The sequence below is a fragment of the Polynucleobacter finlandensis genome, assembly GCF_018881755.1.
GTDB classification, from domain to species: Bacteria; Pseudomonadota; Gammaproteobacteria; order Burkholderiales; family Burkholderiaceae; genus Polynucleobacter; species Polynucleobacter finlandensis.
Genome location: NZ_JACVPS010000002.1, coordinates 15,787 through 32,450, shown reverse-complemented (window position 1 = coordinate 32,450; position 16,664 = coordinate 15,787). Strand labels below are relative to the sequence as shown.

The 16,664-nt window shown below is 45.6% G+C and carries 22 protein-coding genes; 8 read left to right on the top strand and 14 right to left on the bottom strand.

Features of this window, described 5'->3' with window-relative positions; genetic code table 11:
- Positions 1-4: 4 nt before the first annotated feature.
- The gene (locus ICN49_RS00775; RefSeq protein ID WP_216164499.1) at positions 5-883 is read right to left on the bottom strand and encodes a beta-keto acid cleavage family enzyme; all 879 of its coding nucleotides are present in this window, start codon (positions 881-883) and stop codon (positions 5-7) included.
- A 39-nt stretch (positions 884-922) separates the two neighbouring features.
- On the opposite strand from ICN49_RS00775, the gene ICN49_RS00770 reads away from it, so the two are divergent.
- A complete protein-coding gene (locus tag ICN49_RS00770) occupies positions 923-1,582 on the top strand; it encodes a TetR/AcrR family transcriptional regulator (RefSeq protein WP_216164496.1) in 660 nt (219 codons plus the stop codon).
- Here the strand turns inward: ICN49_RS00770 and ICN49_RS00765 are convergent.
- From ICN49_RS00765 to ICN49_RS00750, 4 genes are all read right to left on the bottom strand, one after another.
- A complete protein-coding gene (locus ICN49_RS00765) occupies positions 1,569-2,570 on the bottom strand; it encodes a Bug family tripartite tricarboxylate transporter substrate binding protein (protein WP_216164494.1) in 1,002 nt (333 codons plus the stop codon). The two genes, ICN49_RS00770 and ICN49_RS00765, sit on opposite strands and share 14 nt — an antisense overlap.
- A gap of 35 nt (positions 2,571-2,605) precedes the next feature.
- Positions 2,606-3,571, bottom strand: coding sequence for a cyclase family protein (locus tag ICN49_RS00760; protein WP_255535351.1), 966 nt, complete (start codon positions 3,569-3,571; stop codon positions 2,606-2,608).
- Positions 3,572-3,681: 110 nt separating this feature from the next.
- Complete coding sequence (locus tag ICN49_RS00755) at positions 3,682-4,311, bottom strand: carboxymuconolactone decarboxylase family protein (RefSeq protein ID WP_255535350.1); 630 nt, start codon at positions 4,309-4,311, stop codon at positions 3,682-3,684.
- Positions 4,312-4,331: 20 nt separating this feature from the next.
- The gene (locus ICN49_RS00750) at positions 4,332-5,660 is read right to left on the bottom strand and encodes a dicarboxylate/amino acid:cation symporter (protein ID WP_216164488.1); all 1,329 of its coding nucleotides are present in this window, start codon (positions 5,658-5,660) and stop codon (positions 4,332-4,334) included.
- A gap of 99 nt (positions 5,661-5,759) precedes the next feature.
- On the opposite strand from ICN49_RS00750, the gene ICN49_RS00745 reads away from it, so the two are divergent.
- Together ICN49_RS00745 and ICN49_RS00740 are read left to right on the top strand one after the other, a co-directional pair.
- Complete coding sequence (locus ICN49_RS00745) at positions 5,760-6,494, top strand: pseudouridine synthase (RefSeq protein WP_216164486.1); 735 nt, start codon at positions 5,760-5,762, stop codon at positions 6,492-6,494.
- 63 nt (positions 6,495-6,557) lie between these two features.
- Positions 6,558-8,177, top strand: a complete 1,620-nt coding sequence (locus tag ICN49_RS00740; protein WP_216165250.1) for a peptide chain release factor 3 — start codon at positions 6,558-6,560, stop codon at positions 8,175-8,177.
- On the opposite strand, the gene ICN49_RS00735 is transcribed toward ICN49_RS00740, so the two are convergent.
- Both ICN49_RS00735 and ICN49_RS00730 read right to left on the bottom strand, forming a co-directional pair.
- Complete coding sequence (locus ICN49_RS00735; RefSeq protein WP_216164483.1) at positions 8,166-8,399, bottom strand: hypothetical protein; 234 nt, start codon at positions 8,397-8,399, stop codon at positions 8,166-8,168. The genes ICN49_RS00740 and ICN49_RS00735 overlap by 12 nt on opposite strands.
- A gap of 27 nt (positions 8,400-8,426) precedes the next feature.
- Positions 8,427-8,657: a DUF2798 domain-containing protein gene (locus ICN49_RS00730; protein ID WP_216164480.1), complete on the bottom strand. Its 231-nt coding sequence runs from the start codon at positions 8,655-8,657 to the stop codon at positions 8,427-8,429.
- A 129-nt stretch (positions 8,658-8,786) separates the two neighbouring features.
- Between ICN49_RS00730 and ICN49_RS00725 the strand changes: the two genes are divergently transcribed.
- On the top strand, positions 8,787-8,978 hold the full coding sequence (locus ICN49_RS00725; protein WP_216164477.1) for a hypothetical protein: 192 nt from the start codon (positions 8,787-8,789) through the stop codon (positions 8,976-8,978).
- A 44-nt stretch (positions 8,979-9,022) separates the two neighbouring features.
- On the opposite strand, the gene ICN49_RS00720 is transcribed toward ICN49_RS00725, so the two are convergent.
- Positions 9,023-9,817 carry a substrate-binding domain-containing protein gene (locus ICN49_RS00720; protein ID WP_216164474.1) on the bottom strand — a complete coding sequence of 265 codons (795 nt, stop codon included), beginning with the start codon at positions 9,815-9,817 and terminating at the stop codon, positions 9,023-9,025.
- Between the two features lie 55 nt (positions 9,818-9,872).
- Here ICN49_RS00720 and ICN49_RS00715 point away from each other — a divergent pair, with 55 nt between their 5' ends.
- The 3 genes from ICN49_RS00715 to ICN49_RS00705 are packed head-to-tail and all read left to right on the top strand — an operon-like array spanning position 9,873 to position 11,737.
- Positions 9,873-10,268 carry a GNAT family N-acetyltransferase gene (locus tag ICN49_RS00715; RefSeq protein ID WP_216164471.1) on the top strand — a complete coding sequence of 132 codons (396 nt, stop codon included), beginning with the start codon at positions 9,873-9,875 and terminating at the stop codon, positions 10,266-10,268.
- 21 nt (positions 10,269-10,289) lie between these two features.
- Positions 10,290-10,934, top strand: coding sequence for a histidine phosphatase family protein (locus tag ICN49_RS00710; protein ID WP_216164468.1), 645 nt, complete (start codon positions 10,290-10,292; stop codon positions 10,932-10,934).
- Between the two features lie 41 nt (positions 10,935-10,975).
- Positions 10,976-11,737, top strand: a complete 762-nt coding sequence (locus ICN49_RS00705; protein ID WP_216164465.1) for a MipA/OmpV family protein — start codon at positions 10,976-10,978, stop codon at positions 11,735-11,737.
- A gap of 3 nt (positions 11,738-11,740) precedes the next feature.
- Here ICN49_RS00705 and ICN49_RS00700 read toward each other — a convergent pair whose 3' ends face one another.
- The 4 genes from ICN49_RS00700 to ICN49_RS00685 are packed head-to-tail and all read right to left on the bottom strand — an operon-like array spanning position 11,741 to position 15,083.
- Positions 11,741-13,054: a lipase family protein gene (locus tag ICN49_RS00700; RefSeq protein WP_255535349.1), complete on the bottom strand. Its 1,314-nt coding sequence runs from the start codon at positions 13,052-13,054 to the stop codon at positions 11,741-11,743.
- A gap of 23 nt (positions 13,055-13,077) precedes the next feature.
- Positions 13,078-13,698, bottom strand: a complete 621-nt coding sequence (locus tag ICN49_RS00695) for a lipid-binding SYLF domain-containing protein (RefSeq protein ID WP_216164462.1) — start codon at positions 13,696-13,698, stop codon at positions 13,078-13,080.
- A 49-nt stretch (positions 13,699-13,747) separates the two neighbouring features.
- Positions 13,748-14,434, bottom strand: coding sequence for a haloacid dehalogenase type II (locus ICN49_RS00690; protein ID WP_216164459.1), 687 nt, complete (start codon positions 14,432-14,434; stop codon positions 13,748-13,750).
- Between the two features lie 31 nt (positions 14,435-14,465).
- Entirely contained in the window at positions 14,466-15,083 is a 618-nt protein-coding gene (locus tag ICN49_RS00685) for a flavin reductase family protein (protein WP_216164456.1), read from the bottom strand.
- Between the two features lie 258 nt (positions 15,084-15,341).
- Between ICN49_RS00685 and ICN49_RS00680 the strand changes: the two genes are divergently transcribed.
- Positions 15,342-15,833: a cupin domain-containing protein gene (locus tag ICN49_RS00680; protein ID WP_216164453.1), complete on the top strand. Its 492-nt coding sequence runs from the start codon at positions 15,342-15,344 to the stop codon at positions 15,831-15,833.
- Between the two features lie 21 nt (positions 15,834-15,854).
- Here the strand turns inward: ICN49_RS00680 and ICN49_RS00675 are convergent, their stop codons facing one another.
- The gene (locus ICN49_RS00675; protein WP_216165312.1) at positions 15,855-16,013 is read right to left on the bottom strand and encodes a putative periplasmic lipoprotein; all 159 of its coding nucleotides are present in this window, start codon (positions 16,011-16,013) and stop codon (positions 15,855-15,857) included.
- Positions 16,010-16,453, bottom strand: a complete 444-nt coding sequence (locus tag ICN49_RS00670) for a BLUF domain-containing protein (protein WP_216164449.1) — start codon at positions 16,451-16,453, stop codon at positions 16,010-16,012. Before ICN49_RS00670 ends, ICN49_RS00675 begins: the two co-directional genes overlap by 4 nt.
- Between the last annotated feature and the right edge of the window lie 211 nt (positions 16,454-16,664).

The following is a 16,664-nucleotide window of genomic DNA, read 5'->3' as shown; positions in this document are numbered from 1 at the left end:
TTCTTTAGGATTTTCTTAAACCAAGCATTTCACGTGTTTCATTTGATGAAGCCAATTCACCACCCATATCATTAATGATTCGCTTGGCTCTGGACACCAGTTGGGCATTGGATTCACATAACACCCCTTTTTCCAAGTAAATATTGTCTTCCATGCCAACGCGCACATGTCCGCCATACAACCAAGATTGGGCGACGATAGGGAACTCTGCGCGACTAATGCCAAATGCAGCCCACTTGGCGCCTAGCGGCAACTGATCACGCATATACAAGAGCGTTGCTGGATCCGTATTCAGTCCATACTTAACGCCCATCACAAAGGTGTAAAGACCAGGACCCTCTAATGTGCCATCCTTAATTAAGTCTTTTGCTAGATTTAAATCACCCGTATCAAAGATTTCAAGCTCTGGCATGACGCCTGCGTCACGAATCACCTTAGCCATCTTGCGCACGTTAGTTGGTGTGTTCATGACAACATCAGCACCAGAATTCATTGTATTTAAATCTAATGAGCAAATATCAGGCCGAAGTTGTGCAATATGCTCAACGCGCTTCATTGGATTACATAGAGTGGTACCAGGTGCGAATACCTTAGGGTCGCCCTCCGTTGGGACATACCTACCGCCAGGACCGGTGGTAAGGTTAATGATTAATTCTTTATTCTGTGCCTTGATTAGACTGATGACTTCTGCATAATGATCAATCTCCATCGAAGGTTTGCCTGTTTCAGGATGGCGGACGTGGATATGCACTACTGCAGCGCCTGCTTCGGCAGCACCAAGACAGGCATCTGCAATTTGCTTTGGCGTAATAGGAAGATAAGGCGTCATCTCTGGTTTTGTTAAATTACCAGTTACGGCACAGGTTAGGATTGTCTTACTCATGGCTTTTCCTTTGAAGTTATTTTGATTGGTTTTTTAATAATGGTTACTAAAACGCTTACGGCCCCAGACAACAAAACAGCCACTCGCTTGCTGAATGTTGCAGAGATATTGTTTTCTGAACATGGCTACGCCATGACAACAGTGCGCGATATATCGGCTAAGTCCAAAGTGAATCAAGCGCTGATCAACTATCACTTTAAAAATAAGCGCGGCCTGTTTAATGCTGTCTTTGAGCGCCGCGCTTCCGTATTGCTTCAAGAGCGCGTCGATCTTTTGAATGCGGCAAAAATCAAAGCAAAAAAGAAGCCTATTCCGCTCAAAGAATTGATTTATGCATTTGTCTACCCGCCACTGAGAATGGCGAGCGAAGATAAGGGTGGTCAAAGTTTTGTCAAACTCCAAGCTAGACTTCACAATGAACCTAAGGAAATTGAAAGCGCTCTAAGAGCGAAGTTATATGACAAGGTCAGCCTATTATTTGTGGATGAATTAAAACGCACCCTTCCAAAACTCAGTGAATCCTCAATCTGTTGGCGTCTCATTTTTATCATGGGTCTTTACTTGTATGTTGCCTCAAACACTGGCCGACTAGAAGTAATCTCCAAAGGAAAGGCCAAGGGTGGCAACTTGAAGCAAGCCCTTCCAGAAATCCTCAATTTCTGTGAGCAAGGTTTTTTGTCCGCTCCTACTCAACCTTAGCACCCGTATCTTTGACAATTTGAGCCCAGCGCTTCAACTCTTCACCAATATACTCGCTAGTTTGTTTGGTCGAACCTCCTACAACTAGCAAGCCTGTTTGATCGAACTTTTCCTTCATTTCTGGATTAGATAAAACCTGATTAATCGCTAGGTTCATCTGTTGAACAATTGCGGCCGGTGTTTTTGCTGGAGCAAATACTGCTGACCAGGTGTAATCCTTAATTTGTGGGTAGCCCTGCTCTGCTAATGTAGGCACATCAGGCAAACTCGCTAAGCGCTTCTCACTTGAAACACCGAGAATCCGCACCTTGCCTTGTTTAGTAAATTGATAAACGCCAGCAACTGCAGTGCAACCAATGGGCACCTCTCCACTCACTACTGCTAGAGACGCCGGACCAGCACCCTTGTATGGAATATGCGTTACATTGCTCTTCCAAATGGCGCGGAATAAATTTTCACAGGTCAGATGGGGCGTTGTTCCAGTACCCGGGCTTGAATAGGAAAGATTTTCTTTGAAGGCCAATTCTTTTAATTCGGCAATAGATTTTACGGGCACCTTTTCACCTACAGAGATGACGTTTGCCTGTGTGGTTGCTACTACTACTGGGATGAAACTCTTCTCAGGACTGTATCCTGCTGCCGGGCCATATAAAGAGGGGTTCACAGCAAAGGCCGCAGACGTCACTAAAAATGTATAGCCATCAGGTGCAGCATTAGCAACATATTGCGCGCCGATATTTCCACCGGCACCCGCTTTGTTCTCAACAATCACTGACTGCTTGAAAATTTCTCCGAGCTGAACCGATAAGATGCGCGCCGTAATATCAACCGGCCCGCCTGGAGGAAAGGCAACCACCAAACGAATCGGCTTATCTGGATACTGCTGGGCAGCGGCAGGCTGCACCATTACTGCTAATACCGCCAAACCCAATCCAATCTTGATACTTTTTTTAAATACTTTTTTTATATTTTTATTCAACTTCAACATATTGTCTCCCCCACGATTGTTGGGAATAAATCTTTTTATTTAATTGCTAGCGGATTGGTTGGCGAACCAACGGCACCGGTAATTGGAATTGCTGGAGCTACAAACATAAATTCATAAATACCATCTTTAGCGCAGTCATCGGCAAGATCTTTAACGTAAAAAATCTCACCCATGGTCATCCCCATAATTGGGATGGTAATCCAATGCCAGGGTTGGTTAATCCCGGCCTCAGATTCATTTGGGCGAACTTCACACCCCCATGTATCACTGGCTAGGGCTGCTAACTCAGTCCGCTGTATCCACTCAAGAGTTTCAAATGCAAAACCAGGCGCATCTCCTCCCGGGTAACCATCCCAGCTACCGGCTTTAATTTTTTCTTCCATTTGACCGGTGCGAACAATAATGTAATCACCGCGTTTAATTTCAATGCCTTGTTTTTTGGCAGTGTCATCTAAATCTTTGCAAGTAATGCCATAGCCCTCTGGCAAAGTTTCGAGACCTTTGGCTCTTGCTACGTCTAGCAAAATGCCGCGGCCAACCATCTTAGCCTTGGTCTTCTCGATGCCACACTTAGCTGCACCAGCAGAAGATACTTCACGACAGTCATAGCCGTTATACATATAGTTCTCATAGAAGACATGTCCCAAGCCGTCCCATTGTGTGCCGCATTGCAAGGGCATCACCACCATATCGTCTGCAGCCCTAATACCACGCTTATCTAAGACGCCAGCATAGGCATCGGTTCCAGTACGCAGCATTGTATGAACAGGATTAATACGGCCCATCGAGGGATATTTTGTTTTTGCTCCCTGAGGACCACTGCTGTCAAAGTTCAGCGCCAAGGAAATGACTTTGCCTTTTTTAACCAACTGAGCTGCGGCGATGATGTCTTCTGGCTGCGTAAAGTTCAAGGTGCCAATCTCATCTTCCGCACCCCATTTGCCCCAATTTTTATATTTTTCTGCTGCTGCACTCAAATCTGCTCGGGTAATTTTTTTCATCATTGGCTCAATTTTTGATTTTTAAGGAAAAGCTTATTTTTAAACAGTTGTTTAAATTATCAGTTAAAAAAATTCCTGTCAAGGAATCCTTATTGTGCATAGCAAAAGATTTAGTCTGGGAAGCGTGGCAAATGGATGCCACCCTCAACTGGGGCGGGATGCCGAGCAGTATTCATCTCCATCGCCAAAAAGGTGTAGTAACCCGCTATTCCAGCAAGATCAACTGCGCCTTTCTTGCCAAAGCGTTTCTCCACCTTGGCAAATGTGACATCTGAGACGCGCTTATTGCGCTGAAGCTCTATTGTGAAATCATAAATAAGCGTTTCGTCCTCGCTCATGCCTTCGGGACGACGACCATCCTGCAACGCAGTACCTACCTCTGTTTTTAGGCCGGCCTTGATGGCAATCGGATAATGAATACTCCACTCATAGTCTTGGCTCCACTCGCGCGCAGTAATCAGAATCGCAAACTCACTGAGCATGTTCGGAATGGAAGATTTGTATCTCAAATAATCACCCATTGCCCTAGCGTTATTCATGAGTTCGGGGCTATACATGAGCATTGCAAAAGGGCCCCATGGTGCACGCTTACGAGCAAGCTCAAATTCTTGAGCGGCTTTTACCTGGTCTGGCGTGTATTGCTCAATCGGTATTGTCGGTAGTCGCGTTTGAGCAGGGACCGCTTGGCTGCCAGTCAATATCAAAACAAAAATGGTAGTCAGCCAAGCTTTTTTCATCATGCCCAATTCTCTTTCGGAAATTAACGCATCTTTTCAGTTTTTTGATCAAGGATGATTTCTGGCTCTTGAGCCTCAATCCAACTATCACGATTCAGAACTGCTGTCATTTGGGCTTGATTAAGCTCGCCCGTCCACTTGCCCACCACAATCGTAGCAACGCCATTGCCAACTAAGTTGGTTAAAGCCCGCGCTTCAGACATGAAGCGATCAATGCCCAAAATAATTGCAAGGCCAGCTACAGGCACGTTACCTACGGCAGAGAGGGTGGCGGCAAGAACAATAAAGCCGCTACCAGTAACGCCAGCAGCCCCTTTAGAAGTCAAGAGCAAGACCAGCAAGAGAGTGACTTGCTGAAGGAGTGTCATAGGGGTATCTGTCGCCTGAGCAATGAATACCGCTGCCATGGTGAGGTAAATTGAGGTGCCATCTAAATTAAATGAATAGCCCGTTGGAATCACCAAACCTACGCAAGTTTTTTTAACACCAAGAACCTCCATCTTCTCCATCATGCGAGGAAGAACAGATTCGGAAGAAGATGTCCCCAAAACAATTAAGAGCTCTTCTTTGATATAACGAACGAATTTGAAAATATTAAAGCCAGTCACCCACGCAATGATGCCTAAGACAACAAAAACGAATAACAGGCATGTTAGATAAAAGCTGCCCATCAATTTTCCAAGTGAAAAGAGTGAGCCAATGCCATATTTACCGATGGTGAAAGACATTGCTCCAAATGCGCCAATAGGTGCAAATTTCATTACAACGCCGATGATGTCAAAGAGAACGTGTGAGGTCTTCTCAATTAAATCAAACACCATGGTTCCGCGACCACCAAATTTATGCAAAGCAAAGCCGAACAACACGGCAATAAAGAGCACCTGCAATATCTCGCCTTTTGCAAATGCATCAACCATCGTGTTGGGAATAATATTTAGAAGAAAGTCGGTAGTGGTACCCATTTTTCCTGGGCCCGTATAAGCAGCGATACCTTTGGTATCCAAGCTAGAAGGGTCGATATTCATGCCTACCCCAGGCTGCAAAACGTTCACTACCACCAAGCCAACAATGAGCGCAATTGTGCTCACAACCTCAAAATACAAGAGGGCCAAGCCGCCTGTTTTGCCAACCTTTTTCATGTCCTCCATGCCTGCAATGCCCAGAACAACGGTACAAAAAATAATGGGGGCAATCATCATCTTGATGCCCTTAATAAAGGCATCCCCAAAGGGCTTCATATTTACACCTAGGTCAGGGTAAAAATTTCCGAGCAAAACACCTAGCACAACAGCCACAAGTACTTGAAAATAAAGGATTTTATAGATTGGTGGTTTTTTTAGATTCGTTGTCAATTTCAATTCCTTTATGAATATGGCCTTAAAGTGCCTACCGGTGAAGTTCGCCCATTATCTCTCCACTTCCCAATGCCGTCACTGATCGATAATAGACACATGGAAAAAGTGCGCGTTTCAAAATTACTCTCCGAGCTTGGGCTTTGCTCGCGTCGTGAAGCTGACGCCTATATTGAACAGGGTTTGGTCACAGTTGATGGGGAGGTTGTCAATGAACTTGGTGTGCGCGCCCTACGCAGCCAGAAAATCGAGCTGCAAACCGGCGCTAAAGTTCAGCAAGCGTCACGCGTAACCGTCATTCTAAATAAACCAGTAGGATTTATTTCTCATTTTGACGATGAAAAGGAGTATCAACCGGCCGCTTCTTTAATTACCCCAGAAAACTATTTCGCAAGTCCGCTTGATCGGGGGCGCAATCCTCGCTTTAATACTCGCGGTCTTGCACCTGCTGGACGTCTAGACATTGACTCAACTGGCATGCTTGTTTTGACTCAAGATGGACGCATTGCAAAACTGCTCATCGGCGAGAACAGTCCGATTGAAAAAGAGTATTTGGTGCGCGTAGAGGGTGCGCTCTCTTTTGAAGATCTAGATAGACTCAAGCATGGCCTTGAGCTTGATGGCGTCGCTCTCAAGCCGGCACAGGTGAGCTGGCAAAACGAAGATCAATTACGCTTTGTATTGCGAGAGGGGCGCAACCGTCAAATCCGCCGCATGTGTGAAATGGTTGGCCTCAAAGTCTTGGGGCTAAAACGCGTGCGCATGGGCAGAATTTCTTTAGGCCCCCTTTCTCCCGGCCAATGGCGATTTGTCAGGCCTGAAGAGCAATTCTGAGTACTGTCTACACGCTTATAATTCTGTCCATACTTAGATAAGCGCAGAATTACCATCGATACCATTTCATCCAGCACGCCAGGCGCGGAAGTTCTCCGTCGCCGTAGTTTCGCCATCATTTCTCACCCAGATGCTGGCAAGACCACTCTCACTGAAAAATTACTTCTATACGCAGGCGCGATTCAAATCGCAGGTAGCGTTAAGGCTCGCAAGGCTACTCGTCATGCAACATCTGACTGGATGGAAATTGAAAAACAGCGCGGGATTTCAGTAGCAAGCTCGGTGATGCAGATGGAGTATCGCGACTGCATTATTAACCTGCTTGACACTCCTGGCCACCAAGATTTCTCTGAAGACACTTACCGGGTTTTAACGGCCGTTGATTCAGCTCTGATGGTGATTGATGCAGCGAACGGCGTAGAGTCTCAAACACTAAGATTGCTGGAAGTGTGTCGCGCCCGCAATACACCTATTGTTACTTTCATCAACAAAATGGATCGCGAAGTAAAGCCACCCATGGAGCTGATGGATGAAATCGAAACAGCGCTGGGGATCGAAGTTGTGCCATTTACCTGGCCTGTAGGCATGGGCAAATCTTTTGCTGGCGTCATTGATATTGCAAACTCACAGATGCGCATGTTCAAAGCTGGCGAGGATCGCGTTACCGAGGATTCACATGCGATTGTGGATGTGAATGACCCTGCACTGAAGGAGCGCCTTGGATCAGACCTTGAAGTTGCGCTTACTGAGGTCGACCTCATTAAAAACGCCATGCCTGCCTTTGATCGCGAAGCGTTCTTGGCAGGACGTCAGTCGCCCGTCTTCTTCGGTTCAGCTATTAATAACTTTGGTGTGCGAGAAATTCTCAATACTTTGGTGGAATTGGCCCCATCACCAGGCTCACGCAAAGCGCTACAAAGGGAAGTGAGTCCTGGCGAAGATAAATTCTCAGCAGTGGTTTTCAAGATTCAGGCAAACATGGATCCCGCACATCGCGACCGCGTTGCTTTCTTGCGCATTTGTTCAGGACATTTCAAGCGTGGTATGAAACTCAAGATTTGTCGCAATAACAAAGAAGTGCGCACCAATAATGCACTGTCATTCTTGTCACAGCGCCGCGATATTTTGGACGAGGCCTTCCCTGGTGACATCATTGGCTTACCAAATCATGGTCTCCTCCGATTAGGCGACACCCTGACTGAAGGTGAGCAATTGCAATTTACAGGCCTGCCTTTCTTTGCCCCTGAAATCTTTCGCATGGTTGAGTCAGCAGACCCTTTGCGTTCTAAACAACTTCGCACCGGACTCATGCAACTCGGCGAAGAGGGCGCAATTCAGGTCTTTCGCCCAATGACAGGGGGCACAATGCTGCTGGGTGCCTTTGGTCAACTTCAGTTTGAGGTAGTGAGTCATCGCCTGCAAACAGAATATGGCGCAGAAGTGCGCCTCTTACCTTCGCGTTATAACTTAGCGCGCTGGGTGAGCTCTGACGATCCTGTTGCGCTGAAGAAGTTCATACAAGAAAATATTCATCGCATGGCAGAGGATGTTGTGGGGGCATCAGTATTTTTAGCCACCCACAAATCTGAACTAGATGTTGCACAACAACGTTGGGAATCTATTCAGTTCCATGCACTCAGAGAGCATGCAGGACTCATCTACCAATCAGATTTAACGGGCTAGCTTGCAATCAAATACGGCGATCAGTTGACTGTCGCTATTTCTAAACGACGCTACTTTTCCATACTGCTCGCAATAAGCACTCGCTTTTTTAGTCAGCTCAGAAATTGACTCACCGCTACTATTGAGAAAAGTAACGTGGTTTGCATCTGATGCATCGGTATAGACCGCTGCACACGCCATCAAACCAAAGCTAAACAACAATATAGATAAATACTTCTTCATACTCATGCCTTCGGGTGCTGATATCTCTTATTTTCGCGATATGCGCTCTACTAATTTAACGGTAATTTTGCTGGCGATTGGCCTATAAACCAAAATACAAACAATCGCTACAGGATAGGCGACAGTCCAAACCTCAAGCCACACCCAGAAAAAATTTTCAGGAGTGCCTATACGCACAAACGTAGTAGCCAAGGTAATGCTTGCAGACATCAAGCAGCCCATCACTAAAGAGAAAATAAGGTTTGAAATGGTAATCATGATCTAAACATAACATAGCATCTGGGCTCTTTAGCTGTTATTCTGAAATGTGATCACTATTTCGCGCCCTAGATAGGGAGATTTGCGGGGACACCTCAAATCTATCATCCAATACTCTAGGAAATTAATATGGCTGTCGGCCAAAATCAAAGAAACAGAAAAAACGATTCAATGCTCACCAAAACAGGAAAAGCAAGATTGGGTCCTCTGAATACGGCTCAACTAAGCACGCTACTTGAAAAAAGCACTAAGCCAAAAGAAAAAGCCAAAATTCAACGGGCTCTCAATAAGCAAAACGCACCAGCAATTGCAGCAGCATAACTAAAAACCCCGCTCAATCAATGTAGCGGGGTTTTTACATGTCCTTATTTTTGCCAAGGAAGTACAGGCAATACAGGCTTCAAACCTGCTTTCTGAATAGTCGGCACTGCCTTGGGTGACGCCAAGAAAGCGATCAAATCCCTAGAAGCATCCACGTTACTGACATTGCTGGTAATGCCGGCAGAGAATAATACGGTCTGCTGTACCTCTGAAGGAATTTCGCCGATAAAGTCGATGCCAGGGATCGGAATGAGCTCGCTTACTTGCTGAAAGCCCAGCTCAGCATCACCTCTAGCAACTACTGTTCCTACTCGTTCGCTATAGATTTTCTTGGCAGTTTTACTCATTTGCTCAGCTATCCCCATCTTAGGGAAAAGCTCTGTGGATAAATAGGTGCCACTTGCGCTGGCTGAATAGGCTACTGACTTGGCATTGAGCAATGCTTGCCTTAAGGCGGGAATAGTACTGATATCGGGCTTTGGGGCTCCAGCCTTCACCGCCACCCCAATCACTGAGGCGACCAAGTCCACTCTCGTTCCGGGCTGAACTGCCCCACTTTTAATAAAGCTATCCAAAGCTGGAGATGCCAAAATAAGTACATCGAACTTTTCATCTCTAGCCAATCTGGATGGAATGGAGTCGGGTGCAGTTCCCATGGATGAGCCGTAAGAGATGATGACCTTATTGGGGGATTGCTTTTCATACTCGGGCACTAGAGCCTTTAATGCCTCAGCAAAGGCCCCTGAAGTAATAACCTGAATGTTGGCGGCAACGGCGGATGCAGATAAGAAAAGGGTCGCCAATACCCCAATGAATAACCCCGTCATTTTTTTGTTCATCAATGTCTCCCGCCTGTGATTGATCTGATTGTATTAATAGTAGAGAATAATCAAAATGATTATCTACCGAAACAACGCAAAGATTACTGCCGCACAAGCCATAGATCTTTATGTCCGCTCGACTCTGGGTGAGCGACGCCCCATCGACAAGGTGACTACTTTTGCGGACATGCTGGCCAATGCCAATCTCATCATTACTGCATGGGACCAGGAAAAATTGGTTGGCATCGCCCGAACCTTAACGGATTTTTCATATGTAGCCTATCTGGCAGACTTGGCGGTTGATGAGCAATATCAAAAACAGGGGATTGGGAAACAACTCATTGAAGAAACCAAATCTCACCTTGCTTCAGAATGCATGATTGTTCTCTTGGCTGCACCCAAAGCAAATGACTACTACCAAAAGATTGGTTTTGAACATAATCCACGCGCCTGGACGCTGAAGAAATAATCTTTAAAGTATCATTTCCATATGAATACAACGCGCTTCTGCCTGGTGCGTCATGGCGAAACGGATTGGAATGTAGCCCGACGCTTACAAGGGCATACCGATATTGCGCTCAACGCGCGCGGGCATGCACAAGCTATGCAGCTAGCGCTAGCCCTTAAGAAATCAAATCTACAATTTGATGTTCTCTATACCAGTGATTTGCAACGTGCAGCTGATACTGCGAATGCAATTGTGGAGTGCTTTAACCTGCCCGCCATTGCTAATGGTGAATTACGTGAACGTCACCTTGGCACTCTTCAAGGGCTGACCATAGACGAGGCACCTCTTGCTGAACCCGAACTTTGGCGAGCCCACATAGCACGCGAGCTAGATCATGAAATGTCTGGCGGGGAAAGTATTCATCAGTTTTCTCGGCGCATTCGAAATGCGCTTGAAGCGCTACGTCAGAAACATCTGGGCAAAACGATTCTGCTAGTGAGTCATGGTGGAGCGCTAGACATGATGTACCGAATTGCCACCGATCAAGCCTTGGATGCCGAGCGTATTGCAGCAGTACCCAACGCTTCGTTAAATTGGATTTCTCATGACGGGCAGTCCTGGAAGCTCGATCGCTGGGCCGATACCAGTCATCTAGATAGCCTTGCCCTTGATAACTTAGATCTTTGAAGCTAAGTGTCAAATCCAGGCTTTTAGCCTATTATTCGTCCATGAGAACCGTTCTGTTTGCACTCCTTCTTGCGCTATCAGCGCCATCTTTTGCGATGGATAACCTGCCGGATGATGGACTACCAGACCATATTGTTGGGGATATTGGCGCAGCGGTATACACCTCAAATCTTCATATTGGCACTGAGGGAACGCAATCTCTCGCTTTGCCTTATGCCTTTTTTGACTACAAACGTTTTTTCGCCCGCATAGATGAGATTGGAATCAAAACATTCAAGATGGGCTACGGATATTTTGAGCTCACTGGGAAGATCAATCTAGATACGTACAAAGTAAAGTCGCCATTCAATGGCAACTCCATTAATCGAAGTGACCCAATTCCGCTCGGTGTGGGTACTTATCAAGAAACACCTATTGGTGCTGTTTTCGCCAATGCATATCATGACTTTGGCAAATCTAAAGGGGCGCTATATGAGCTGCTCTATTTTGCTGAAGTAGAAACATTGCAGAAAATTGTGGTGTACCCACAAGTGGGGATTGAAAGACAATCTAGCCAGTACGCAAACTACTACTATGGTATTAGTCCTGGAGAATCAAACCTCACCGGTTATGCTGCATACGTAGCGCCTGCTACCACTAATCTCATGGCTGGCCTGATGGTTGAGATTCCGGTTGTGGATAACTGGTACGTAAACGTCTATGGCAAACGTAAATGGATGGGTGGCGGTATTAACAATAGCCCCGTCATGAATCGCTCTTTCCAAGACAATATCTTTATGGCTCTCGCCTACCGCTTTAAGTAAGGTCTACTGAATACCGACACAACCATTCGGGGCTTGCTTGCCAGCGAAACGGTCTTCTACCCAAGGTGCAAATAAGAGTTCTGCAACTGGTGGGGTCGTGTAATGCGTCTGCTCTCCTTGCAGCTGAGTACGCGCAACATTGGCGCCTAACTTACACATCTGCTCTTGATAGAGCTTGCCCATGAATGGCGGCACTGCTGTATCTTTTGTGCCCCAATAGATCGTTACCGGAGCCACTGGTTTTACTTTCTTAACGCCACTCTCGTAAATGGCTTTTGCCCATGCCAGTGAATTCTTCGGCGGTGAGTTCATCAATGACTTATAGGTGCTGCCAAAGTTGTAAGTAATTGTGTCAACTGCAGTGTGAACGCATTTGCCCGTATAAATTTGATTGATAGCCTTGGCGCCCTCTGGAGTAAATACATCTTCTAACTGAAGATTTGAAAATCCATTTGGTAGAGCCCAAAAAGTCATAGATAGGTGAGCAAAACCCATGACATCGCCAGAAAATGCTTGGATTAGTCCTCCGAGGTACTTGTCGGCAGATGCTTGATCTTGTGGAGGGACGGCGATTGTTGCGCTCACATCTGGCGGGGCCAATGCAACAAAGCCAACAAGCTCAATGCCATCAAATGCCGTACCTTTTTGCGCAATGTACTCTGGTGAACTAGCGGCAGCCAATACTGTGCCACCACCCTGTGACCAACCGTAGATCAACGCTTTTTTACCAGCACCCACTTCTTTCATATCACCGGCAGCACGTATCGAATTGATTGCGTCTCTAGCTTGCGTTCCGGAGATCATATATTGATGCTTACCGCCACCGCCAAGCCCCTGATAATCGGCGGCCACAATGACATAACCATCTTTAATAAAGCGCTCCAACGCAGGCATGCCGTAATCAGTGCCTGAGTTTCCGCCGATCAAAAAATATTCATTTAAGGGCTGCGCTGGATTTGGTAATTGTGATGGGCCACAATTTTGTGCGGTACCTGTTGTGCCGTGAGCCCAGGCAACTACAGGCCTACCGCCTTTAGGAGCGGGGCCGATTGGCGCTACCAGAATGCCTGTAGAAATTGTTTTTTTATCTGCAAAATCAGAAGAGATAAAAGCAATGCGCCAAGCCTGCGCACCCTGAACGGATGTACTAATCGACTCCTTCTTAATAATCTGCCCTAACTTTCCGTTGGGCGCCATCTTCATTACTGACTCATAAAAAGCTGGCAAATACACGCGGGTGTTGTCGCCAGCTGAAAATGCCAGGGGGCTCATCAAAGACAGCAGAAATACGCAAATGAGATTGAGGTTTTTATTCATCATGGTTTTGATGGTAGTAAGGATTATTTGCTTTTGCTTGGCAAGCTTTTCATAGTCGCCGCATCATTGAGTTGTTGATCAACTAAATATAAGGTCCCGCCATAATTTGCCTGAAGGTCATAACCTGAAAGGCCTACTGTATAAAAAGTAATGTCCGGATTGAATGATCGAATCTCGCCACCAGAACCGGCAGAGAAATTGGCATCCACATCTATGCCACCTTTTTGGCCATCAATAGAAGTCAGCAGAAATTGATCAATAGATTTAGGGGTTTTGAAGATCGCAACCTGATACTGATCTTGGTAGCCAGCGCCCAAGCCCTCGCCGGTTTTTAGAGAGTCCATAAAAATAGGTTCTTTGCGGCGCTTGTCATATAAAACACCCTCACCTCTAGCAACGACGATCAGGACAACATTTACATTCGTAGTGCTGAACACTGCGTATCCAGCAGCTGCATCAACGTCTTTTTTCACTGCTGGGTTTTGCTTAATGAGCGCATCTAAGCCAGTTTTTGCCATCTTGATGGTGGCTTCTCTTTGCTGACTAATCTCAACTGGTGTTAAGGGCTTACCATTCTTACCGGTTGACTGGCAGCCAGAAAGCATGACCAACAATACTAAAAGCGATGGGATGATTTTTTTCATACCACCACTATATCCAATATTTCCCAGGGAGGAGAAGCGTGCTGTGTTTTTATCCGATTAACTCTAATACTTTACTAAGGGAATTGCCCTCATAGTTTGGCTTCTCCCCAATCTCTTCAAATGGGTGATTGAGGCGGTTGACCCAGAACACATCAAAGCCGTACCACTTTGCGGCAAGGGCATCCCAAGCATTACTTGATACAAACAGAATTTCTTCCTTCTTAACTGGAAAGGCTTTTAAAAGAAGTTCGTAAGCTTGCGGGGCAGTTTTAAATAAACGCACGTCCTCAACGGTGACCACTTTATCTAAGTATGGTTTTAGGCCATTGCTGTCGACTACCGTAGATAGCATCTCCTTGCTTCCGTTTGACAAAATAGCCGTGTAAATACCTTGCTCCTTAATGCGCTTAAGAACTAGCAGGCTATCTTCAAAACCCGTGAGTTTGGCATACTGATCCATCAGTTTCTTTTCATTTTCAGAGCTTAACTCCAAGCCCATGCGCTTACATACATAACGCAAGGAACGAATGGTTAACTCCCAAAAGGGAAGGTAGTATTTGCTGCCACCAGGACTTGGGTCGCTCATTGTGACTAAACGGGTGTATTCAATTTGGCGATCGCGCCACATCAAGGCAAGTGCTTGGCCATGCTTGGGAAATAATGCTTCGGCCAACTCCCCCATTGAATAAACATCAAACAAGGTGCCATAGGCATCAAATGCGATTAGCTTATACATTTCGTCCTTTGCCTTTAGCAAAATAAAAATATTACTTTGGCCTATACACCTTAAAGAGCTGTTCTTTACCAACCGTAAAGTAGTCGGCCGGCCCTCCACCCCTTAAAACATGACCAGCCTCTGCGGTATCGTAGATTCCATCTTTTAACATTGCTTTATCAATATGGATTTCAATCACCTCGCCTAACACTAGCCATGTTTGGACCTTTTCACCAGAAATAGCTTTGAGTTGAATGATGTCAGTGCACCTACATTCAAATGCTACTTTTGCCTGAGCCACTCTGGGTGGCGTCACTAATGTGGATTTGGCCTGCTCAAGTCCCGTTGCATCAAATTCACTCACTTCTGGAGGGTATGGTGCGCAGGATTGATTCATGGCCTCAACCAAATCAAATGTCGCTAAGTTCCAAACAAATTCGCCTGTCTCTTCAATGTTTCTTAAAGTATCTTTATAGCCAACACTAGAAAAACCAATAATCGGTGGGACATAATTGAAAGCATTAAAAAAACTATATGGGGCAAGGTTTACAACCCCAGCCTTGCTCTGAGTTGAGATCCAGCCAATGGGTCTTGGGCCAACAATGGCATTAAATGGATCATGTGGCAAGCCATGACCATTCTTAGGTTCGTAAGAATATAAATTCGTCATCACAGGCTCCTTAAGTTGCCGATGACAAGGTCTGAGTTGGCATGGTTACGAAATATGGTGACAAGCATTGATCTCTTTCGCAGATATGGTAAGTCCGAGTGGTCGTGACACTATCTCACAATCTATAGACATTTGTCGCTCAACAAAAAATCGCCAGGCAAAATAAATTGAGGATGCCGAATCCTCAATGCGCCTATAGAATAAACACAAGCCAAAACAAATCAAGCCTATTGATATCCTAAAAGGTAGAGAGCCTTCATGCAAGACATTCACACCATCATCGACGCCCTTAATCTTGAACCACATCCAGAGGGTGGCTTCTATAAAGAAATGCATAGATCTAAAACAACCGTCCAGGATTTGAAAGGCTCCAGAAATAAAAGTGCCCATACCAGCATTTACTACCTGCTTTCGGGAAAAGATTTTTCATCTTGGCATCGAATTAAATCCGATGAAACCTGGTACTTCCACCTTGGCTGTGATGTGCTCATTTATTTTTTTGATGAAAATAAATTGCTGCACTCCATACAAGTAGGGATGGCATCAAAAAATTTACAGGCCACCATACCTGCCCATACTTGGTTCGCAGCAAAGCCCCTGAACGAAAATGCTTTCTGCTTAGTTAGCTGTGCAGTGGCCCCAGGCTTTGAATTTGTTGACTTTGAAATTGCTAGGCGTGAAGACTTATCAAAGGAATTTGGGGGCTCGACTGAGAATGCTCAGATTATTGAAGCACTCACACGGGCATAGCCTCACCCGTCAACTCAAGAATTATCGACCCTGACAATCAAGAGGCATATCCCCCAAGGCCTTGCCTTTGCTGTAATCACAATTTACGCCAATTGGTGAGGTTGAGCTGGCGGCGCAGCCAGTTAAACCCCAAAAAAACAAAACCATTGCGACCAAACCAAAGCATTTTTTAGCGCTCATCTCTCACTCTCTTTCTGGTCTTGATTGCTCTTAGCAACTGAACGCATAATTCTTAATAGCTCATCATCGTGATTGGGTAAGCCATCAAGTACGCCCGCCAACTGAGGCACGTCCTTAGCGATTTGATCGCCTCCATAGAATCTTAGGGCCCAATTTGGGCAAAGCCTTTGATCAATTTCATCAAACTCAATTTGGTGGAGAACCTTATGCCGATAATCCTTTTGAATTTTTCCCCAGATGAATAAGACGTCTTTTCTTTTGCCTTCAAGAATCTGTGCAAAATGTCCGCTCTCATAAAATAAGACGCCCGTAAGCCCATGGCCCTGATTCCATTTATGAGCAACATCAAATAGACGAATAAGGCTTGATAGACCCATATCCTGAGTTGCTTTGCTGACATAGCTAAGCTCAACTAATTGATTCGGATCTTCTGAATTCACTTCTCCCCCTAGCGTCGTCAAGATTTTTATGAAAACTAAAGTCAGTTTGTTCTTTTAATCACCAAGCTTATACAGGTAATAACCCTAGAGCCAAAATGAAAAACCACCCGAAGGTGGTTTTGGTGATTCTTAGTGGCCCGGGGCGGAATCGAACCACCGACACAAGGATTTTCAAATATCCTCCGATAGACCGCTTTCGCTAGGATTTCAA